The following is a 21816-nucleotide window of genomic DNA, read 5'->3' as shown; positions in this document are numbered from 1 at the left end:
TCTTACACCTCCAAATCCCAATCTCGTTCCCGTCTCCGTACCTTCTCCATGGAGTTCGGTGCGGTAATTCCCATTTCCCGCTGCAGGGTCTGCAGCATGGGTTTGTCCAGGGTAATGGTATCAAAGTAATGATCACAAAGGGTCTTGCTTTGATCTAGCAATTCATCGACCCCTCTTTGCAGCATCAAAGAATGCAGGAGCTCCGGTTGTTTCTCCGGATCACAGCCCTTCCATGGGTTTTCAAACAGTTCTTTGCTCCAGGCAATCGTCGCTTCCGCTTCTTTGGAAAACTTACGGATAAAACGCCGGGATTCTTCCGGGTTACAGCTGACACTGGGCAGACGCAGTTCCTCCTGCAGGATGCTTCCAAACACATCCAGCGCCTTCATGGTCTGACCCTCCAGCTGCTCCAGATTCTCCTTGACATAGGTTTTGAGATAGGTATCAAAATCCTGATGCTCCCAGTCATATTCCATCTGATTGACCCGCTCAAACATGGCCTGAATATTCTGTACCAGGGTGGTTACCGTTTGATGGGAATAGGTGCCATAATAGATCCCGGATTCCTGTAAAAACTGCTTGATCTGCGTATCCTTTTGCTGGCTCTCCGCCAGCGTATGGATGCGGCCCCGTTCTTCAAAAGGCTGGGAAAGATCCCGTTCCATCAGATAGTTAAAATTGGTATGTGCCTGAAAAGCATTCAGCACCATATCCTGATAAAAAGCAGGTGGATGCTCTCTGCAATAAAGCAGATTCTGTGGAAGGGGTGCGTCGGTCACAATGAGATCCACCTTGCCCATCAGGCGCTCCTGCCGGTTCTGCTGTTCGCAAAACAGTTGCTGCTGGTGGGCGAGACTTCCGTCCAGCAGCTCCATCTGTCCCTCCCAGACCAATTCTTTCGCGTATTCGGAAACATATTCCACACAGTAACCGGCTTTTTTCAATTCACTGGCGATTTCCCAGCAGCTGGTCGTCTTTCCGGCCCCGGGTCCTCCAAAAGCATTGACGACTACCGTTTGTATCGGTTGTTCTTTCATGGCAGCTCCATCTCCTGTTCCGTTTCTTTTCTTTTTTCAAACGATCGGCCCTTCCCTTTTGGTTCCAGATCCTGTTTTAACCGTTTCAGTGTCGCCTTATCCAGACACATCCGCTCCTCCCCATGCGACTGCATAAATTCACTTTCCTGTAACAGTTCCTCCATGCCTTTTTCCACCATCGCAAGGTGGAATTGTTCCGGATCATCAAAGGGGTTGATATCCGGCACCGGGAGTTCTTCTCTCTCTTTGAGCCAGTCATGGGTCTTTTTCGCTTCCATAAAATGCCGCGCAATGAATTGCATGGACTCTTCCGGATTCGAACTGATGCTTCCCAGGGCTCGATCATATTCGATCAGCTTCTCCGTAAGCTCGTCATTAAAACACATAATTTCCGACCCCGACTCAAGCGTTTCCAGTTTTTCGATTGTGAATTCCCGGACATATTCCGAAAAAGATTTGTTCTCCCAATCAAACGTTGGTTCTTCTTTTTTAACCGATTCTCTCCCTTCCTGTTGTTGGGTACGTTCTCTTAAATATTGCTGGTGCCGCGCGTTTAAGGCATCCCGCAGCGCCTCCGGTGTGACCTCCACCATTTGATCGCCCCGATGCAGCTGCACCATACGATCTTTCAGAAATGGCATCCGGTACAGATTGGGATTACTGGCCGCTTCATTCACATACAGGGGATAAAAGACAAACCCTCCCCGATCGGTTCCGTCAATGGTTGTTCCATTTGGCAGGATCGCCCGGTTATAGGTCCGCTCCCCGTTCTTTGACGGAAGATGAACCTTTACAAAGGCTTTGTTCATTGCGATAAAGACTTTATTCTCTTGTTCCTTTTGCTTCATATAAGGCTCCTTTCTCCGATCAGAACGCGAACGCGCCGCTGATTTCTTTTGCAATCACAACGGCGCCCAGAGCAATTCCTACCCCAATAACGACGCCCGGTAGGGCTCGCTTTCCCTTATCTTTCACGTCCTGAAAGGGAAGCATAATCATAATCCCATCCCCAACCAACACAATCACCGCAATAATCCAAATAAATGGCTGCCAGGCGGTAATCAGGTTATATAATGATGTCATAAACTGCTGCATGTTTTCCGTTCTCCTCTCAATTCTTCTAATCCAAACGATGGCTCCTGCCATCACTCTTTATCCTTCTTGTGTTTCCCTTCGCTTTTTCCGTAAAAGCAATAAAATTCCGCTAACCAGCAGGGCCAGAACCAGAACGCCGGCTCCAATGTGAAGCAGGGTATCCAGCAAGCTGGTTTCTTTTTCATAGGAGCAGATCGCTTTTACCTGATAGAGACGATCCCCTGGCTCTGCGTCATTATGGTAGGTAACGGCCGCATCATATGTGGTGTATTGATAAATCGCCGTATAATTGGCCGCAGGCCGTGTTCCGGTAAAGGTCGCATAGCGTACGCTCCTCCCGTTCTCCTCCTGCCAGCCGCTGCTCCATCTGCCGCTCCCAACGGTGCTTCCTTCCGGTAAATCCAGATAGGAAGCAATATCTTCCTGGTAACCATTCCAGGCAGGACCGATCTCTTGCTGTTTCTGCTTCAAGGTCAGTTTTTTCCGTTTCTTTCCCCAGTCCAGATAAAAGTCCGCATCCGGGCTGCCGGAGAACCGCACGGTTGCTGTATATGGTTTCGGGGCATCTTCCTGACTGGTTCCCATCAAAGTTGCTTCATATGTCTTTCCATCTATGCTTACCGCTCTTGTCTGTGCAAACTGTGGGCGGCTTGTTCTTCCAGTCAGCGTCTGAGTCCAGGTTTCGGTGTTCTCGGAATAGGTCACATCCTCCGCATCTGCGCGCAGGATTACCTCTCTTCCATCGATCCGATAGTTCCGTTTCAAAGGAACCTGTTTCTCGGACAGTCCCGAATAGGTTTCTTTTCGGGATTGATAAACTTCCGTTTCTTCCAGAATTTCATACTGGATTCCCTTCAGGGTATAGCTCTCCCCCTCTTCTTTCAGCTTCTTCTTTGCCGGATAGGAAAAATTTGCGGTCTCCGACGTAAAGGTATATTCTTTTTGAAGGGGCTGCTCTGCTGCGGATACGGTCGTTGTCGTGGTTACGACAAGCAGACACACAGCGAGCAGGATTCGGATTTGTTTCATTTTCTGCATGATTCTCCTTTTTCACAAGATACAGCCAGATGGCTGTCTGGTGGTTCTTTTATATAGGCGGCGACGTCCTGAATCGCGTCCGCTCCATATAGGGTGCAATATCGATCGTTTTTTCGTTTCAGCAGCTGCAGAGCTTTTTTCGCATACAGCAGCCGTAGTTCACAGATTTGCTCACAGCCTGGGATTTCGTAAACCAGGCGATAGAGCAAATTATCGGTTTGATCGGACATCACGATTTCTCTCCTTTCGTTTTGCCAAAAATAGGAACATTCCTGTCAGCAAAACCAATAGGATCTTTTCGACTTTCCGTTGATTCCGGTAGATCAGCGATTCTTTCGCAGGATCGGTTCCCAGCCGGACTTCCGCTTTTCTCTTCCTTGTAAATTTCCTTTTCCATTTTTCTGCTTTCCCAGAATTCCTGTTTGATCTTCTTTTTCTCTTGTCGCTTTTGAAACATCGCGCCTCCTTTCTCGTCGCAAATTACCAAAAAAAAACAGCCACCTCATTTGTAGCGGTTCTAATCGGGAAACTCTTTTTTAGACAGGAAAGAGGCCACCAAAGCAGCCCCTTCCCATCTCTTTTATTTCGAAAACCCTACGCTTCGTCTGAGCCTTCCCGTTTTCTCATACGATACACTACAAAGAATAAAATTCCGGCTCCTGCCATCAGGCAAAGCAGTGCAAGCAACGGGAATTCATCCCCCGTCTGCACCACATTGCCGTTTTTATCGGTCGTCGTAATCTCGATTGTGCCGTCTTTTGCTTTGTTCGTCATCTTACATTTCACAATGTCTCCATCGTTTTTGATCTCGAACTGGTAGAGATCTTCCTTGATTTTATATCCTTCCGGCGCGTCGAATTCCTGGAAATAATAAATGCCAACCGGCAGTTTCTTGAAAGTCAGCTTTCCATCTTTATCGGTTCGGCCTTTCAGAATGACGTTCTTATCCTTGTCATAAATCTGAATGCCGGTATCCAGAAGCGGCTCCCCATTACTGATATCCGTCTTGGTGATTTCCACCGTGCCCTTCGCCAGGCGATTTTCCGCTTTCACGTTTACCTTCACCACTTCGGTTGTTCCATCCGCCGTTAACGTAACCGGAATATCCTTACAGGTCACATAACCTTCCGGCGCTTTTGTTTCTCTTAGGATATAGCTCCCCAGATGGATCTCCGGTGTCACCGCTTTTCCGGTTTCATCGGTGGTGATGGTAGCGATGGTCACATCTTTCCGCGCATAGATTTTTCCGGTTGGGCTTTTAATATCCTCCGCAGCTACTACTTCAAAGGCGGCGTTCGCAAGAGCATTGGTTTTGGTGTAAACATACTTTTTCTTATTCTTAATTTTGTAGGTTTCACCGCCTTTTTGCAGCTCGATGATTCCCATCTGCAATTTATTCGTCATCTCGCATTTCGTGATTTCGCCATCTTTGATTTCAAATGGATACAAACCATCATCGATCAGATAGCCTTCTAGCGCATCGAATTCCTGATAATAATAGGAGCCTTCCACCAGATCCTTCAGCATGATTTTTCCATCCGAATCGGTCCGACCCTCGAAAATCACCGTTTCTTTATCTGCGAGATAAATCCGCATTCCGGTATCCGGAAGCGGCTCCCCATTACTGATATCCGTCTTGGTCAACTCCAGCTCGCCTTTTTTCAGTTCATTCACAATCGTCAGCTCCTGCTGGATGACTTCCTGGCTCGGATCCCCTGCCTTCAGAGTAACGGACGCAACGATTCCATCTTCCGGGACCCGATATCGGTCAAGTGGTAGCTCCTTCCAGCTTTCTTCCACCTGATTTTCAGGCAGATCCTTCAGATAAGCTTCCAGTACTTCTGCCTGCGTTTCATCAAAGGCAAACTCGGTATCACTTTCCGGTTTACTCCACGAAGTATCGCCATTTTTATCAATCTGATACTCACTGGTCAGGGTTCCTTCCAGAGCGGCCCGGAACGCATCCTGCACATCCTGTTCCGGAAGGGATTCGCCAGCGTTCTGCAGAGCAAGCTGCCAGTTAGTCAGAAGGTTGGTCACATCACCTTCCTTCAGTGTATAGGTACGAAGTTTGCTGTACAGTCCTTTTTCTACCACGTTATAGTCACCAGGATACTGCGGATCGCTTTTCACCGTTCCCTGCTCATTCGTCAGCATGCCCTCCTGAGCGGTCTCTCCCGCTTTCAGGCGGGTACTTCCGTCCGGTGTTACGATATCGGCAGCCGCAACCAAGTCAAATTTCACGAAAGGCATTGCAACCTTTTCATAAGAATAACTTTTATCGCCGGTTACAAATTCTTCCGCCTGCTTATGCAGCACCAGTTCTACTTTCTGTGGTTTATCCGCTACTTTGACCTCAATGGTTTCCCCTTTTTCGGTGTCCGAGGTCACACTGAATTTCACCGGTTCTTTTGCAAGAGCATAACCCTGTGGAGCTTTCACTTCTACCACCTGATAGTCTCCGGCAAGTAAGGTGCCCACCATCCAGGCTTCCCCTTTTGCATCGGTCGTAAAGGTATCTACGCGGTTTCCTTTGATGTCCTGCTGGACAATCAGATTTCCTTTCATATCATAGACCTGGAACTGAGTTCCAGCTACTTTCACAACCTCTCCGGTTTCCGCATCCACTTTGACAAATTTAACCGGAATTTCTGTTTTTACATTGCCGATAATTTCTATTGGTTGAGTGGTGGTTTCTTTATCCGTAATATCAATTTCAAAGTCATCCACTGCCCAGTGATTCTTATCTTTCGTTACCTGCTGGACCACATAATGGCCGATAGGAAGCTCTTTGGTTTTCGCTTCCCCTTGGGCATTTGTGGTAATTTCGTCTTTAAATAAATCAGGAACATCTTCGTAATCCCAACGATTATCATAATAACTGTAGTCCCAAACGCGGAACACGACCCCTTCCTCCCGGTCGAACACTAAGGAAGAATCATCGTCCAGGTCCTTATCATAGACTTTGATGAGGCTGAAATTTCCTTTTTTCGTGATATTTTTCAGATCGCCCGTCGTGGTCTGTCCACCGGTAACAGTAAACTGTTGCACTAATTTTTCCCTGTAGCGATCCGGAACCGAGGTTTCCGTCAGGATGTAGGTGCCGGGGAGCAGCTCAAGTGGATACTCTCCGGAGCTGTCTGTCAGTTCTCCATTTTTGTTTGGCGTCAGTGTCCGGTTTTCTCCATTTCCAGTCAGAGAAAAGGTGATTCCGTCATACAGATTGATGCCAAGATCGATCATCTTCTGCCCGTCTTCCAGGCTCTTTGTGACTTTCAGATAGCCCCATTCCACCCAGTTGACGGAAAATGATACCTTATTGGTTTCTCCCGTTCCACAGAACACGATGTTCTGATGGCCGGTAACACGAATGATGTAGGGATTAAAAGAGGTCAGGGAGCCTTCCAGATTTCCCGATTTCCATGTCCCCCGAACGGACTTATCCGCCGTAAAGTAGAAACTGTCACCTCCGTAAATTTTTATAGTTCTTTGATTTCCAAAGGTCTGTGTGTTTCCGTTCCGTGTACGATGAATCTTTACGCCCTCTGGAAGCTTGATATTAATCCGGTTATCTTCATGAGCAGTCAACCGAAAGGTCGGTGTTTTCTGCTCCTGATCCGCTTGCTGCCAGGTAGCATCGACGCTGTCATGATTTAACGTCAACGTGGAATCCGTTGGCGCATCCGGCCAGTCATTCTCGATTTTATCCGCAACCTGCTTGACCAGCTTAATCGTATCGCTGCTGACGCCGTTGAAAGCGTCTGAATCCGCACTGCTTTTATCATATAAATAGCTTAAAATCATATGACAAAGCGCATAGGCTCCATCATCGTCTGTCCAGTCATCATCGTCGTCTTTCTTCGACACATACTGTTTTGTATGCTTATCATAACCAGCATAGCCGTAGCTATAGTACAGTGCTTTCGTCATGAGTGCATTATTGTAGTCTTCTGCCGTATGATTTCCCTGATCAGGAGGGGTTTCCTTTGGCTGCACACAGTAAGCCACTTTGGTTTTTCCATCCACTTTAACGCGAAAATTTCTTGTAAAGTAGCCTTCGTACTGAATTGTCCGGGTATACGTCAGCTCCACGTTGTCTTTTGCCGCCATCGGGGTCGCTTCTGTGGAAAAGAGTACCGCACCGCCGGTTTCTTCCATCTCCTGCAGTTCCTGTTTGGCCGTCGCATTGGTCCCTTCTACCTGCACCGTATCCCCGGTTTGAACGGTACCGTTACTAGTGCTACTGATACTGTCCGCACTGGCCCAGGTTGGAGTTCCGCACAGCAGAAGCAGTGCCAGAAGCAGGACCAGGATTCTCCTTGCCGGATGGGTTACAACTTGTTGTTTTTGAAACATTTCTGTCTCTCTCCTTCTTAATCGATTAAGTTTTGGTTCTGTAGTGTTAACTTCTTTTGCAAAAGAAAAAGGACTCTGTTTCCAAAGTCCTTTCAAATGAGGTGTATTTCTATTGTTTGTGACCGGAGGGATCCCCTCATGGGATCTTCTCCCTCTTGCGAATATCTTTCATTCGTCCTTTTCCTTCCCCCCTTCTTCCAGGTCGTCTTCCTGCCAGTCTTCCGGAGCATCCTTCCCGCTCAGGAAAACATCCCGGCCATACCGTCGCTCCCACTCCAGTTCCATGGCAAAATCAGAAACACGAAGCAACGGATTCCACAAAACCGGATTCCAACTCATAGCCGCACCTCCTTTCTCAGATTTTTTGTTTCGCCACCACGACAAAGCGTCCCTTTTTATCCGGAACATGATAGCTGCAGGTGGAAAGGGTCAGCAGCTGCTCTCCATATACCGCCGTCTTTTTGGTATCATAGCAGGAAGCCGCCTTCACTTCCCGGACATAGGTGGTATAGTCCTCCGGAGTGGTCATTTTTGCATAGTCGTAATATCGAAATCCTTCCGTATCCACTTCTGCGTAAAAGGCCGCGATGATTTCATAGGTTTCGGCTCCATCGCGGACCGTCTCAAAGGAAACCGTTGGGTGCTTCCGATAAAAGGATTCCTCCGCGTAGTTCAGCAGATCGTGGAACATGGTTCCGTCCTGCATGTTATGCCCGTAAAGCAGCCAGTTGGAAGTCGGAAGGGCCACATCACTGGCTGCGTCCAGAAACGGCGTTCCTGCAAGGCTGTATTCCTTTTTGAAATTTCTCCGCAGATAAAACTCCGGTTCCTCTTTCGTCTGCATCACCGGATAGTCAATCTCCGTTCCCGCAATGGTAATCCATCCGATCAGATCGGGATTCCGGTTCCATAGTGCTTTCAGATCCCGGTTCTTGCTTTTTTCTTCCTGAAGCTGCTGAAAGTCCCTTTGGGTCTGGAAGCTCTGCCAGACATAGCGGCCAACCAGAAATGCCGAAACCAGGAAAATAAGGGCGAGTAATACAAGCAGCAGCCTTCGTAGATATTTCATTCTGAATTCCTTTCCGTTTTTCTCCAAGAAAAAAAGACGCTGATTGCTCAACGCCTTTTTGTTGCAAATGTTTTGTGAGGATGTTAAGACTGCGGGTCGGCATAAGCCTGGGTCACCGTAAAGTTATCGGCTCCATTATATACGATTCCGGTTCCAATGAACTGGTGGGATTCATCCAGCAGGTTCTGTACATGCCCTGCAGACTTATAGAAATTCTCAACCGCCTGAACCGCAACACAATGCTTGCTTCCCATTCCCCCACTTGTAATATTTTCATTCACATCTTCAACTCCCAGTGCGCCATACCGCTCCCCGGGATTCCCTCCAATATAGTGCCAGTATTCAGAATCGCCGATCCATTCCGATACCCGCACCGACTGCTCCTCCGCACCCTGTGTTAATTTCTGATTAATCTCCAGGATCCCGGAATCCTGTTTCAGCCTTACCGCATTTGCCACATAGTTTGCAAGAATTTCTTCATTCGCAAGTTCTGCAGCAGTGGGGTTCAATGTTCCTCCCGTGGTTTGCTCACTGTAATATCGAACCGGCTGAATGGTGGTGCCTCCAAACTCGGTGGTTTCGACAGACAGGTATGCCTCATCTGTATTCATACGGTAATTCCCCATAGTGAAAACCGTTTTAACCGCTCCATTTTTCGCACCTATGAAAAGCAGGTTCTCTGTATTTTTCTGATACACATATTGCGTATCTCCATAAGGGGATTCATACTGTTCACTGTATCCAGACGGAACGGATCCGCCCAGTTCAATATTCAGTCCACCTGTCTGAATCGTTGTGCCTTTTGTCACTTTATAAGAGCGAACTCCATCTTCATTCTTCAGCCAAAAAACTCCTTGTGAAACAGGATGCAACTCTCTTCTTGCATAGTGGCAAATTTGTGCAGCTTTATTCGCAGATGCAGCTGCACCAACGGTACTCTTATCCGTTCCGATATATACCGTACTACTTGATTCTACATCATAAATTTTTCCTGCCTGAAGTTCTGTCACCTCTTTCCCCGTCTCTCGATCAATCACTTTCAAAGTGTTCGTTTCTTCCGGTTCACTCGGTTCTGCAGGGGTTGTTGGGTTTGTCGGCTCTGCAGGATTCGTTGGCGTAGTTGCGGCTGCCTTTGCCTTCGTCTTCGCCGATACAACACTGGAAAAACTGCTGTACTTTGTGGATTTTCCTACCTTGCGGTAAGAGCGTACTTTATAATAATAGGTCTTGCTGGCCGCAAGTCCTGTATTCGTATAGCTTGCCGCGCTAGTAGTCTTTACTTTACTGTAAGATCCGCTTTTACTGGTTGCGCGATAAATTTGGTACCCCTTTGCTCCAGCAGTCTTGTTCCAGCTCACCTTGATTGCAGAACTGGAGGCGGCACTTGCTTTCACACCGCCGGTCTTAGAAAGTTTTGGAACACCACTTTTCTTTGTAGAAAAGCTTCCCTTTCGGCTCCCTTTATATGCCCGGACTTTATAATAGTACCGTGTTCCAGTTGTTAGCTTCTTGTTTGTCCACGATACCGTCTTCGCTTTCTTTATTGTTTTTACCTTTTTATATTTCCCGTTTTTTTTCGTCGCACGGTAGATCTGATAGCCTTTTGCCCGCTTTGCTTTCTTCCAGCTTATTTTCAAGCTGTTGTACCCAGCGCTGCTGACTTTCAGGCTTTTCACTTTTGCAGGTCGGCTGGCTGCGGATACTTCTGCCGGCAGAAGCATGGTCGTACCAACGGTCAGAACCGTAAACAGAGCCAGAATCGCAACCGCCCCTTTTCGTTTCTTCTCCATGTTGTATCTCCATTGTCTCCTTTCCTTTATTGTAACACACTGGGCACTGTTTTTTCATCCGATTTTCCGGCGTGTTGTTCGATGTCCAATGCCAGAAAAGAAAGATGGTATGACAGGCGGAGTCCATGTGACCCATGTCCCGGCAGATACTGCAGATATTGGATCCGATTCTTCTCTTTGCAAGGCCTTTCAACCAGGAAAAAGAAACGGAGTAATGTCCATACTACCATAAAGAAGCAGAAATATATCCCTTTCCTGCTAAAAACGGATCCTCGCACAACTGCACCGCCCCTGCCATATATTCCAATTTTGCATAGGTGCGTTCTACATCCTCCATCAAAGCTCTTGCCGCCTGTTTACTGTGAAAACGCTCCAAAAGATAGCGTAAGATCCGATCCAGCTGTATCTTCTGCCCTCTCGGTTACAACCCGTTTATAATTCATATTTCGCCTTCAATCTTGCAAGGGAGTCTTTCGCATCCATAACCTTTCCCTCCTGGATCTGTTGCTCGGAAATTTCCAGTTCCTGATATAGCTTCAGCTTTAAGAACGCTTCTTCATACGCTTCCATGCTCATCAATACCATATCCCCATATCCATTTTTCGTAGTGAAAATCGGTTCGGTGGTGGAATGGCATGGTTCGGAAAGCTGCGGTATTCTTTAACTTTTTAATCGGAATGATCTGTGGCATATCCACACTTTTCCTTTCTTTTGATGTTCTAATTACACCATAGTTATCCCATCACAAAAAGAATCTTCGGATTTATTTACTATTGAAATTTTTTCGGAAACCCCTCAGTTTAACAACGTGAAACCTAAAAATTCCACTACTGCAAATCTGAAAATAAAATCCGAAGAAAGTCCTGTTTTTCATGTAAAATCCGGTCAATATAGATCGCATCCTTCTCTATGCGATAAAACACGATATAAGGACCACTCAAAAGAAACCGATAGCCACTTTCTACATCGGTCACAGCAGAAAGCGGAGTTCCCCGCTTCGGAAAATCCTCTAACGAATCCACTGTATCTAAAATCTGAGTTACCGTCTGCTCTGCAGCCTGTGGGCTAGCTAATTCAGAAAGTAAATAGTCCCAAATTTGCTCCAGATCCGTTTCTGCCTCCGGGGCATACCGAATTTTAGTCTTCATTTGCTTTTTCCTGGAAATGCGCCCGTACTTCCGAAGCGGTACGCCATCCCTTTTCCTCTCCGGACTGTTTCCCTTTCGCAAGTTCATCCATCAGTTTTAAGGTTGCGTTTGCCTTCTCATAGTCCTGGATATCCAGGATCGCATAGCGGCCTCGCCCATTTTTTGTAAGAAACACAGGTGCACCTACGGATACATCTCGAAGCACCTCGCTGTAATTTCTTAAATCTGAAATTGGTTTAATATTCGGCATCCTGCTCCCTCCCTGCATCATTCTTTTTTCTTCAGTATATCTCTTTCTGCTGTAAAATTCAATATCAAATTTTACAGCAGTTTTCTTCCGATTTTCTGCTCATTTCCCCCTGTGTGTTTCCTGTCATTCCACTATGATTCAATTAACCGGGGAGGGTTGACCCGGAATCTGGCAAATACAATATGTTATTCTTCTTACGGACTGCTTTCATTGGAACATCCAGGAATGCGATGTTTTGTTCTGCCAATTCCTGGACTTCCAAATCACCAGTATGAAAGAAGAAGGATTGAAATCGGGAAAACCTTTTGGCAGATGCTCGCAAAGATTTTCCCAGTGCTTACTATGCTTTTTCTTTTTGCATGGCAGGTAACGCCTTTTGGCAAGCATCGTAGCAAACATCCGCTTTACACACGAATTTGTTACGACTGGGCTGTCATTCCTCCTGTTGCGTTCATTGCATCCCGTATCTTCCGCTGCAGATCCGGATCGCGTTTGCATACCAGCAAGGTCTGCTCAATATATGCCAGCTGTTTCCAATTCTGTCCATCAAAGTCCCGCGGGAGGTACTGTCGGAACAGAGGCGGTAAGGATAACTTCCACCCTTCAGATTCTTGTTTCGGCTCCTCCATACTTAGCACCTCTGTAATTTCATCCACGGTTAGTTCCCGGCCTTCTTTTTGCGCCTGCTGGGATCGCTGCTTCAACATTTTAGCTTGTTCAATCCGTACCTTTTTTCGATCTGCAACTATACAGGAATGAACGTGAAACTGTTCCTTTTCGGTTAAGTAAGATAGTTCCACTGCAGCATTGACGGCAAGTTTCTTTGTATCCACCTGTTCACTTAAAAATCTTTCCAGATAGGTTAAGCGAATGTATCTTAAGATTTGATTTTTGCTTTCATCACTCTTCTCTGCTAAAAGGTCAATCGTTTTCTTTTGGTTCCCAACTTGGGAACCATTCTCTCCCTCAGCTTCCCTCCCTGTTTGGTTCCCAACTTGGGAACTATTTCTTCGACCGGCTTTTCTTTTCATGGATTCATATTCAATCCGATAAATCCAGCCTTTTTCACTGGGCAGCAAATCTTCCCGCTGCTGGTTGGTTGCAGCCATCATCTCCACCGCTTCCTCATCACTACAGTCCCGGATAATAACCGGAATGGTTCTTTTCCCTGCCAGTTCCGCGGCTTTCCTTCTGGTATGTCCCGCAATGCACTCATACTTTGCCAGTCCACTTTTATCATTTCTTACGATACAGGGCGTCAAAATACCGGAAACCTGAATGGATTTTGCTACTTCCTCCACTTTTGCCTGACGAATCTGGAACCGGTTCGTGCCGTAGCTCCCTCCAAAATCCCGGATTTCTTCCAGCGGTACTTCCACCACATCTTCCAATTTGGGGTTAATCCGAAACATTTGATTGAGCCCAGCATGTTCGCTCCGTTCTGGCTCCGCCTGCTGTAGCTCCTGAATATCCCGTTCTACTTTCGTCTGTAAAACATTCCGATTATATTTCATTTTTCTCATCACCTTTCCTCTCCCTGCAAATATTCTCGGACAAATTCCTGATACGCTTTCGCCGGTTTGCTTTCCGGTTGATACATGATCAATGGAACCCCCATGGCCTGACTTTCATCGATACGGATGGAATTTGGGATTTCCGTATCAAACAAATGCAGTTCTGTTCCCCAGTTTTCCCTCATCAGAGCCATAATGTCCCGCGCTAGTCGAGTCCGCCGATCCACCCGGTTAAATAAAGACCCTGCAATGGTCAGCTCCTTATTTAACAACTTCTGTACCATTTTAATGGTTCTTAGAAGCTGATGGGTTCCTCTCTCCGAAAATCGCGCCGGGTTGGTTACAATCAATACCTCATCCGCTGCCACCAGCGCATTGAGCAGATCAATCCCTAACGATGGAGCACAATCAATTAAGATATAATCGTACTGATTGCGAATTGGTTCCAGCGCCGTATGCAGAACCCACTCCCGTGCGATGGCCTTAATGAGTTCCTGATTGGTCGCAGCCAGCGCAGTATTCGCCGGAATCAATTCCAGACATTCCTGTACCTGATAAATGGGCATAGGTCGCTCGGTTTCTCCTTCCTGAATCAGATCGTCTAATACCCCCGCGATCGTTGCGTCCAGCTTTTCAAAATCCTCAATTCCACAAGCTAACGTCAGATTTGCCTGGCCGTCAAAATCCAGCACCAATACTCGCTTTCCCATTGTTGCCATCTGTGCTGCCATATTTAAGGTCGTTGTGGTTTTTCCGACACCGCCTTTGTGATTACAGATTGCGATTACTTTCCCCATCTTCTTTTTTCCTTTCCGTTTCTCAACTTCAACCTTTTCGTTTTACGACTTTATCTCCTGAGCGTTCTGTTCTTTTTACCTTGTATTTCGCCAACTGCCGTAAAAGTAGTTCACGCGCAAATTCGTTTCCTGTCCAGCCTTCTTTTCCTTCTGCGTCCTTTTGCATATATAATTGCTCAAACTTATCGTCCGATATATAAAATTCAAATTTTACCATGTTTCTCTTCCTTCTCTTTTCTCTGTACACAATTGCTTTTACTTCCTACTTTAAAACGGAATCTCTTCATCCATCATATGTTCAAATTCCTCTGGTACATTCACTGATTCTGCCTTTACTTCGTTCGACTCTTTCTTTCCCCAATCTAAAAATTCTACATGATTGGCAAAAACCTCAGTCGTATACACAGTATCTCCATTTTTATTCGTATATCTGCCCGTTTGTATCCGTCCTTGGACTCCGACCAGCCTTCCTTTTCGCAAAAATCGTCCACAATTTTCTGCCTGCTTGCCAAAAACTACAACCTTCGGAAAATCGGTCTGTTTTTCCCCGTCTGAACGTACAGGTCGGTCAATCGCAACACTGAATCTGGCAACTGCCGTCTGTGTTTCGGGAGTATACCTGACTTCCGGGTCTCTGGTTAATCTTCCAATCAATACAGCATGATTCATTTCTTTTTCCCTCTCTATTCCTAATTTCCTTATCGGTCTAACTTCCGATTAAAACTTACGGCAGTAATCCATTCCAACAATCGGGGAACAGTCCGACTGTCACCATACAAGGTAATCGAAAATGGATTCATCCTTTTTCGATTACCTTTCATAGGGCTCGAAAATCATGTCGAACTTCCGCCTCATAATACTGCTGGATTGTTCCCGCCGCATTAAACATCGTTACCAGCAAGTAAGATTTGATGTTGCTGATTCTCCCTCTGACCTGACTCAGACATTCCATCACATAACAGATATGGTCATACTCAAGCGCCTGAAATCGCTTTCGCACAAACCCGGAAGGAAATCGATGTTCTCCAATCCGGATTTCCGTATTACAGCGACAGGCTTCCTGTATCTCATCGATCAGATCCACCAATTCCTGAATCCCTTTTTCCTCATACTCCTGAATCAATCGATCATATTGAATCCTGTTCCGGATTTCATTGGTTTCCTCTCGTTCCCATGCTACTTCCGATGGATAGATCGATGGATCCTTTCTTTGTTTCGTTTTTAATTCTTTAGTATTTAATTGTGTTGGATTCTCCAGGATTGGTTCTTCCAGGATTGGATTTTCCAATTCTGGTTCTTCCGAATCTGGATACAGCATCCGAGGCCTTTCATATATGATGTATTCGAGATCCTGAATGCGTCCCTTTTCATTTCGAATCTGATTCCGCTCAATATATCCTTCCTGTTCCAGTTCTTTGACTGCAGTCCGAATTGCGTCGATCCCTTCACTACAAATTGACGCCAGACCTTTCAACGTATAGTCCCAGGAATCCGGCAGGGACAGCATCAGGGACAGCAACCCCTTTGCTTTTAACGTAAGTTTCTTATTTTTTAAATGATGGTTGGACATCAAGGTAAAATCCTTTGTTTTTTCTACTCGGAAGACTGCCATATATAGTTCCTCTCTATCGTTTCTATTTCCTTCCAATAAAAAATAGATGTCTCTCTTTGAAACACCTATACAAAACTCTATCCAATTAAATACCCGTCTATGACGGCTGTTTCTTCCCCTTCCTACAGTATCGAATACTGCTTATAAAAGGGTTCCTTTTTGCTACTCATTGCCATGAATATCGGGTAATGCCTTCATCCGTTTCCAAGCACAACAGAGTGCCGATTATCGAATTGTTTCCCTGTCCACACTTCAACTCAATCAGTATATAGCACTCCATCAATATTATAAAAAGCAAGATCCAGATAGTAATCCCACTACACCATTCACTACACCATTTTTATGTAAATATATGAAACCTGATGCAGTCTGATGAATTTCAGTTCCCTTTAGAACCATTGAAAAATAGCCATTTTACTACATGATGATACAAGATGAAAACCACTCCGTTATAACAAGAGGTGAGTGCTAATTTTTTCAGAAAATTTTCCGGTTTCTTTCAATAGACAGCCGTTCGCGTTACCTGTATTTGTCCTTATATTCTCTGGAATGTTCGATCAGACAGATCCGTACGCCATTGGGATCCAGCACAAAAGTCATCCGCCCCACGGTCGTCGGAACCACAGGCCCTGTAGTTTTGTACCCTTTTTCTTCTAAATGTCGGATGGTTTCATCCAGGTCTTCCACATCCGTTCCCACAGAGTACAACCCCACTCCAAAGTTGGGGTTTTCAATCAGCTCCACACTAGCTCCGCCTTCGCTTTCCATAATCGTAATATGGCCTCCGTCCGGTGTATCCACATGATACCCTTCCTGAAAGCCCAGCACATCCCTGTAAAATGTAACGGATTCTTCCATGTTCCTGACGATCATGGTGGAATATTCGACTTTGATTTTCATAACAATCACCCGCATCCTTTTTTCTTAATTATACCGCGCCGCCCTCTGCCTGTAAATAAGAAGCCTCCCGGGGACAGACGCAGAAAAGGCTCTGACATTTCCTATCTGATTCCAATGGTTACAGGCTGTCTGACAGAAGAATTCGCCCGGCTTGCAGCCTGTCTCTCTCAAAAAACGTGTCCAAATAGATAAAATTTCAGTAATTGGACAAATTCCATAGGCGGACGCGGAAAGTTGGACAAATTTTTATTTCTTTTTTTAATTATTTATACATTCCGTGTTCTGTCCCGCTCCGTGATCTGCAGCCCGGTAATTTCTGTAAGCAACTTTTGCATTTTTACAATTTCCCTAAACACAAAAACTCTAACTCCAAATAATTTGTTTCGGAATAAAAAATGAAGGTTAACATTTGCCCTTCTGTGTAAATATCCACCTTATTTTTGTTAAAATCCATCATTTAAAGGCTACTACACCATTTTTGACTAAATTTTCTTCTTCTGCTAAAAAAGAATCGATAGCATCTTCCCCTTAAAATTGCAGGCACTGAGAAAATAAACGTTCGTATCCTTGAGAAGCGCTTAATTCCATGTATTCCATTTTCTTCGCCAATTTTTCCATCTCTCGTTTTACACTGCCCGACATAAGCGCCATATAGGCGCCTGTTTTAGAAGAATTTCCGACATAAGTAAGTCTGTTCCCCACTTCTTTCGGAAGGATTCCGGTGCCAGTCAGACTTTCTACCGGAAGATGCATGCCGAATTGTCCCGCCACAATGACCTCGTCCAAATCTTCCATCGTAATTCCTGCTTGTTTTAAGAGTGCATAAAACCCGGACAAAATGGCGCCCTTCGCAAGCTGTACCTGGCGTATATCGGACTGTGTAACGATTAACTCCGGTGCCAAAACCACTTCTCTTTTCTTTCCATTCAACTGCAAAAATTTTTTTCGCCAGTCACTGTCATCCAGCTTTTCCGGTTTAAGAAGCGTTCCGTTTTTTTCAATCAACCCGTTTTTAAGAAGTTCCCGAATGACTGCTAGTATTCCACTTCCACAAAAGCCTTTCGCTTTTCCTCCGCCAATTACATTAAGCTCTGCGCCTTCAGGAGTAAGACGCACATCCTCTACCGCCCCTTCCGCTGCCCGCATTCCCGAGCGGATATTCATTCCTTCCAGAGCCGGCCCTGCCGCACAAGAACAACTCAGAAGTCTGCCGCCAGAAGCCAGTACAATCTCTCCATTTGTCCCAATATCAATAAATAAAACCCGTCTGTTGGTTCTTTGCAGCCCGCATACATATGCCCCAGCGACAATATCAGCCCCGATATAAGAAGATACCGCAGGCAAAAGGTATACCACTGCGTTTTCCGCCGTTTTCAGTCCTGTATCTGCTGCGCTCAAATATCTACCTGCTGTGAAGACCGGAGCAAACGGTGAGGTTCCCAGAGAAACAGCATTCACACCTAAAAACATATGCAGCATTGTACTATTTGCGCTGATAGTGATTTCATAAACCGAATCTGAATCAATTCCTGCTTCCGCGCACATCTGTCTGATTTGTTTATCTAAAGAAGCTGTGATTGCCTGTCTTAAACGGTTTCTTCCTTCCTGAGGATTTTCAATTTCATAGGTGATTCTCGTCAGCACATCCAATCCATATTGTTTTTGTTCATTGATCACTGCGGCCTGAGCCAATTCAATTCCTGTGGCCAGATCTACAAGACAAGCCGCTACGGTTGTTGTCCCAATATCAACCGCAACACCGTAAAGTTTCTCCGAAGTTGGCAGCTCCTGCAGGTTGAGCAATTGTTTTCTATGAGTGACAGCGCGGTACAAGCCCTCTCCTTTTCCAATTTTCCTCAAAGTAGAAAGACTCATTTCCGGAAGATCGAGCTGCTGTTTTATTTGTTCTTCAAACGGAGTCTGATCTGCCAGCCCTGGTTTTTGAATACACACTGTCTTTTCTGTAATCTCTGGTGAGAAATCGAATTGCGGAATAGTTCCTTCAGTAAGTATTTCATGTTTTGTTTCTTCTTCCAGCAGTTCAATCCTGATGTCGCCTTCCGGAACAAGAAGACAAGCCAGCCGAATATTCTCTTCTTGTTCCTCTTTGCGAAGCAGACGCTGCTCGGATGGGGAATACACATTCTCATATCCTTCCAAAACGCGTACTTTACATTTCCCGCAAGTTCCCTTCCCATTACAGGAGTTATTAATAAATACCCCTTCCTGAAGAAGAGTCTCCATTAGAGTCTGCCCCGGTTCATATAAAATGTGCCCATTCTTCCCTTTCATAAAAATTTTTCCCATTATCATTCGAATCCTTTCAGTTCTTCCATCATACTCTGGATATTAACCAGAGGAGTCTTTGTTCCCAGACCGCAGGCCGGTGCAAGGATATCGCTCCCCGCTTCGGCACAATGGCGGGTAAGCGTCCGAATTTTCTCCGGTTCTGCAAATTCCAGCGCATAAGTACTGACATTTCCCATGAGAATTCGATCTGGAAGATTGATTCGCGCCTCTTTCATTGGAACGATAGAATCAAAACTGAGTATATCTGCTTTGATTTCGTTTACCTGCTTATACACACTCTTCATCTGCCCACAGATATGTACAATTACTGCCATTTTCTGTGGCAGTAGATGCTCGATCAGCTCGTTTAGATAGGAAACAGTAAACGTCTCAAAAAGATCTGGCCCTAGAATCTCACCAGTTCCACTCGGATCCGAAATGGCGATTACATCAGCTCCGGCCTCAATCTGCAGATTGGCAAAAGAGATCAACTGCTTTGTCACAAACCTCAAAAAGTTGTGAGCATCCTCTTTCTTTTTTCTTAGTTCTTTGTAAAACACAGTTGGTTCCATCAGAGAGGCTGCCGTACTGATGGGTCCTGTCAGATTTCCTACAATTGGAACATGTGGATATTTTTTCTTCAACTCTATAAGAGCCTCTAATGCTACTTTCCCTCGTCCTGTGTGAAAATCAGCACAGGGAAGTTGCCTCCACTGGGAGACAGAATCGATCACATAACGTTCAATATGCGGTTCAAACTGTTTTGTTCCCAATGTCACCTTTGCTCCCATTGCCTCGGCTTCTACTGTCATACAAAAGGGGACGCCTATGTTTTCGAAGCATCCCGTCTCATAGCTTGCCGCCGCAAGTCTGGACATTGCCTTCGCATCTGTATGAGCCTGGGGCCATTCTGCTCCCGCCTGCTGCATCAGCTCCGTTACAATCATATTCATCATACCTCCGGGGCAAATGCAGAGAGGACGCCCAGAGTTGTTATGTTCCAAAATTGCCGCGAGCCGCTCTTTTTCTGTGATCATATCATACCTCTTTTCTCTACAACAAAGCGGGGCCTCCCAGCCCCGCCATTTTTCAAAGTTTATTTCAGCATTTCGATAAATGCGGAAATCCTGGTTGTCAGCTGCCCGATATCTGCAGATGAGTAATCGGTTTCAATGGAAAGATAGGGGATCTTTTTCTCATCATTTACGAATTTCTTTACTCTTCTTGTCTCCACCGCATAAGTATGACATGCGGAAAGTTCCATATCAATGACCGCGTCCGCTTTATATTCATCGATCATCTTTCCTAGCAGCTCAAATCTGTTTTCATTGGGCGCCATACAAGAACATCCGATTTTCATATATTTTTTCGCCAGAGCTTCATATACATCTTCTATGGATTCATCCACGTTTTCCTCAATCGCCTTTGCTCCTGTGCAGTTCTCAAAAGCAACACACCAGCCCCCATTATCTTCGATAATCTGAACAACCTTTTCAGTCGCGCCTCCCATCGGACATCCGGTAATCAAAATACGCGGCCGTTTTTCCAGACACGTTCCCTCTTCCTGAATTCGTTTGATCAGTTCGTCCATTTGGGCTGGAATCGCTTCCCTATCGAAATTAAATGTCGTACCCACCAGGGTTTTCTGTACATCCATACCGCTGACAGGAAGCTCGTCCGCCTTCATAATCGAATAAAACTTTTTAATTGCGGAACGCTCTGCGTTTTTCACTTGGATACCCTTGCGGATATCATCTTCTGTAATCGTGATGCCGAAAACCTCTTCCAGTTTTTCTTTCATACGGATAATCTCATTTTTCCAGAGAACAAGTCCGTCTTCGCTGACCCGGTTAGGAAGTTCCATCACATGAATCGGTTTGAATTCCGCCATGTATTCGTACATTTTTTTCTTTCCGTCACAGGTGGTTTCTCCTACGACCAGATCGGAAAAGAAAAAAAATGGACACTTATCCGTTTTGCCAAATCCGTAGCTGGATTTAATTAACGGACATAAATTTTTCGGCAGATCTTCTTCTGCCGCCGGAATCGTTTCATCAGAGGTCGCGCACAGGGATACAACTGACGCACCCATAGCAACCGCCAGCTCCTGCGGAAAATAGGTGCAGAAAATCCCAATTACAGGAATGTTCTTATCCTTCTGTTCTTTCACACTCAAAAACGCATTTCTTCTTCCTTCCGCAAAATCATCGAAGATTTCTGGTAAATTCTTTTTCAAATCCATTTAGCGTCCTCCCTCTTTTCTATGCGATGGCCAGCAGGCTCTTCGCTACTTTTACCGCTTCTACCGCATTTGTCGAATATCCGTCTGCACCGATTTCCTTTGCATATCCCGGTGAAATAGGACTTCCTCCTACCATAACTTTTACCGCATCCCGTATTCCCTCTTCCTGCAGCTTTTCAATTACCGTTTTCATACCTGTCATCGTTGTTGTCATTAATGTAGACATACAGATTAGATCCGCATCCACTTCTTTCGCCTTTTCTACAAAAGAATCCAAAGGTACATCTCTCCCCAGATCAAACATCTCAAACCCTGCGGTTTCCAGCATGATTTTTACCAGGTTTTTTCCGATGTCGTGAGTATCGCCTTCCACAACACCGATCACAGCTTTTTTCTTTTCTTCTGTCTCCTGGTCCGGCAAGTGCGGTCTTAAAATATCCAGCCCCGCGTACATCGCGTCGGAACACAAAAGGACATCTGTTACAAAGTATTCTTCTGCATCATATAAATCACTGGCTCGGTTCATACCATCTACCAGACCGTCCATAATTCCATCAAAAGCTGGATATCCCGCTTCCAGATAGTCTTTTGCCGTTTCGGCAGCCTCTTCTTCCTCCATTTCCACAACACAGTCTGAAAGCTTTTTTAATAATTCTTCTTTTACCATCGTTTCCTCCCT

The 21816-nt window shown here is 45.6% G+C and carries 24 protein-coding genes; all 24 read right to left on the bottom strand.

The features are described 5' to 3' along the window. Nucleotides 1-2: 2 nt before the first annotated feature. Nucleotides 3-1037, bottom strand: a complete 1035-nt coding sequence (locus H9L42_RS00300; RefSeq protein WP_187301472.1) for an AAA family ATPase — start codon at nucleotides 1035-1037, stop codon at nucleotides 3-5. After that, entirely contained in the window at nucleotides 1034-1885 is an 852-nt protein-coding gene (locus H9L42_RS00295; protein WP_187301471.1) for a hypothetical protein, read from the bottom strand. Before H9L42_RS00295 ends, H9L42_RS00300 begins: the two co-directional genes overlap by 4 nt. 19 nt (nucleotides 1886-1904) lie before the next feature. Beyond that, complete coding sequence (locus H9L42_RS00290; protein ID WP_187301470.1) at nucleotides 1905-2132, bottom strand: hypothetical protein; 228 nt, start codon at nucleotides 2130-2132, stop codon at nucleotides 1905-1907. A 57-nt stretch (nucleotides 2133-2189) separates the two neighbouring features. Then, a complete protein-coding gene (locus H9L42_RS00285; RefSeq protein WP_187301469.1) occupies nucleotides 2190-3161 on the bottom strand; it encodes a hypothetical protein in 972 nt (323 codons plus the stop codon). Beyond that, entirely contained in the window at nucleotides 3158-3400 is a 243-nt protein-coding gene (locus tag H9L42_RS00280; protein ID WP_187301468.1) for a hypothetical protein, read from the bottom strand. Before H9L42_RS00280 ends, H9L42_RS00285 begins: the two co-directional genes overlap by 4 nt. Beyond that, nucleotides 3400-3567 carry a hypothetical protein gene (locus H9L42_RS00275; RefSeq protein ID WP_187301467.1) on the bottom strand — a complete coding sequence of 56 codons (168 nt, stop codon included), beginning with the start codon at nucleotides 3565-3567 and terminating at the stop codon, nucleotides 3400-3402. Before H9L42_RS00275 ends, H9L42_RS00280 begins: the two co-directional genes overlap by 1 nt. Before the next feature lie 197 nt (nucleotides 3568-3764). Then, nucleotides 3765-7526 (bottom strand): SpaA isopeptide-forming pilin-related protein, encoded by a 3762-nt coding sequence (locus tag H9L42_RS00270; RefSeq protein ID WP_187301466.1) that lies wholly within the window; start codon nucleotides 7524-7526, stop codon nucleotides 3765-3767. Nucleotides 7527-7694: 168 nt separating this feature from the next. Next, the gene (locus tag H9L42_RS00265) at nucleotides 7695-7865 is read right to left on the bottom strand and encodes a hypothetical protein (protein ID WP_187301465.1); all 171 of its coding nucleotides are present in this window, start codon (nucleotides 7863-7865) and stop codon (nucleotides 7695-7697) included. A gap of 16 nt (nucleotides 7866-7881) precedes the next feature. Continuing rightward, nucleotides 7882-8595 (bottom strand): class B sortase, encoded by a 714-nt coding sequence (gene srtB, locus H9L42_RS00260; RefSeq protein ID WP_187301464.1) that lies wholly within the window; start codon nucleotides 8593-8595, stop codon nucleotides 7882-7884. A gap of 83 nt (nucleotides 8596-8678) precedes the next feature. Further along, nucleotides 8679-10385, bottom strand: a complete 1707-nt coding sequence (locus tag H9L42_RS00255) for a fibronectin type III domain-containing protein (protein WP_187301463.1) — start codon at nucleotides 10383-10385, stop codon at nucleotides 8679-8681. 432 nt (nucleotides 10386-10817) lie between these two features. Further along, nucleotides 10818-10961: a hypothetical protein gene (locus H9L42_RS17225; protein ID WP_346726248.1), complete on the bottom strand. Its 144-nt coding sequence runs from the start codon at nucleotides 10959-10961 to the stop codon at nucleotides 10818-10820. Beyond that, nucleotides 10942-11076: a hypothetical protein gene (locus tag H9L42_RS17220; protein WP_346726247.1), complete on the bottom strand. Its 135-nt coding sequence runs from the start codon at nucleotides 11074-11076 to the stop codon at nucleotides 10942-10944. The genes H9L42_RS17225 and H9L42_RS17220 overlap by 20 nt, the downstream gene beginning before the upstream one ends. A gap of 136 nt (nucleotides 11077-11212) precedes the next feature. Further along, on the bottom strand, nucleotides 11213-11533 hold the full coding sequence (locus H9L42_RS00245) for a type II toxin-antitoxin system RelE/ParE family toxin (RefSeq protein WP_187301462.1): 321 nt from the start codon (nucleotides 11531-11533) through the stop codon (nucleotides 11213-11215). After that, nucleotides 11523-11783 (bottom strand): type II toxin-antitoxin system prevent-host-death family antitoxin, encoded by a 261-nt coding sequence (locus H9L42_RS00240; protein ID WP_187301461.1) that lies wholly within the window; start codon nucleotides 11781-11783, stop codon nucleotides 11523-11525. The genes H9L42_RS00245 and H9L42_RS00240 overlap by 11 nt, the downstream gene beginning before the upstream one ends. Before the next feature lie 419 nt (nucleotides 11784-12202). Further along, on the bottom strand, nucleotides 12203-13306 hold the full coding sequence (locus H9L42_RS00235; RefSeq protein ID WP_187301460.1) for a ParB/RepB/Spo0J family partition protein: 1104 nt from the start codon (nucleotides 13304-13306) through the stop codon (nucleotides 12203-12205). Beyond that, on the bottom strand, nucleotides 13306-14094 hold the full coding sequence (locus H9L42_RS00230; protein ID WP_187301459.1) for a ParA family protein: 789 nt from the start codon (nucleotides 14092-14094) through the stop codon (nucleotides 13306-13308). The genes H9L42_RS00235 and H9L42_RS00230 overlap by 1 nt, the downstream gene beginning before the upstream one ends. Nucleotides 14095-14122: 28 nt before the next feature. Continuing rightward, a complete protein-coding gene (locus H9L42_RS00225) occupies nucleotides 14123-14311 on the bottom strand; it encodes a hypothetical protein (RefSeq protein ID WP_187301458.1) in 189 nt (62 codons plus the stop codon). Nucleotides 14312-14361: 50 nt separating this feature from the next. Further along, nucleotides 14362-14763: a single-stranded DNA-binding protein gene (locus H9L42_RS00220; RefSeq protein WP_187301457.1), complete on the bottom strand. Its 402-nt coding sequence runs from the start codon at nucleotides 14761-14763 to the stop codon at nucleotides 14362-14364. Nucleotides 14764-14911: 148 nt separating this feature from the next. Next, nucleotides 14912-15706 carry a DUF6017 domain-containing protein gene (locus H9L42_RS00215; protein ID WP_187301456.1) on the bottom strand — a complete coding sequence of 265 codons (795 nt, stop codon included), beginning with the start codon at nucleotides 15704-15706 and terminating at the stop codon, nucleotides 14912-14914. A gap of 519 nt (nucleotides 15707-16225) precedes the next feature. Continuing rightward, a complete protein-coding gene (locus H9L42_RS00210) occupies nucleotides 16226-16606 on the bottom strand; it encodes a VOC family protein (protein ID WP_207734886.1) in 381 nt (126 codons plus the stop codon). 528 nt (nucleotides 16607-17134) lie between these two features. Next, nucleotides 17135-18898: an ASKHA domain-containing protein gene (locus tag H9L42_RS00205; protein ID WP_243235581.1), complete on the bottom strand. Its 1764-nt coding sequence runs from the start codon at nucleotides 18896-18898 to the stop codon at nucleotides 17135-17137. Nucleotides 18899-18915: 17 nt separating this feature from the next. Next, entirely contained in the window at nucleotides 18916-19932 is a 1017-nt protein-coding gene (locus H9L42_RS00200; protein ID WP_187301454.1) for a uroporphyrinogen decarboxylase family protein, read from the bottom strand. Between the two features lie 59 nt (nucleotides 19933-19991). Next, nucleotides 19992-21137, bottom strand: coding sequence for a double-cubane-cluster-containing anaerobic reductase (locus H9L42_RS00195; protein WP_187301453.1), 1146 nt, complete (start codon nucleotides 21135-21137; stop codon nucleotides 19992-19994). 19 nt (nucleotides 21138-21156) lie between these two features. Continuing rightward, nucleotides 21157-21804, bottom strand: coding sequence for a corrinoid protein (locus H9L42_RS00190; RefSeq protein WP_187301452.1), 648 nt, complete (start codon nucleotides 21802-21804; stop codon nucleotides 21157-21159). Nucleotides 21805-21816 lie beyond the last annotated feature (12 nt).

Source organism: Zhenpiania hominis (genome assembly GCF_014333425.1).
GTDB classification, from domain to species: domain Bacteria; phylum Bacillota; class Clostridia; order Peptostreptococcales; family Anaerovoracaceae; genus Hominibacterium; species Hominibacterium hominis.
The sequence above is the reverse complement of the archived record's forward strand: the minus strand, read 5'-3'. Positions and strand labels throughout refer to the sequence as shown.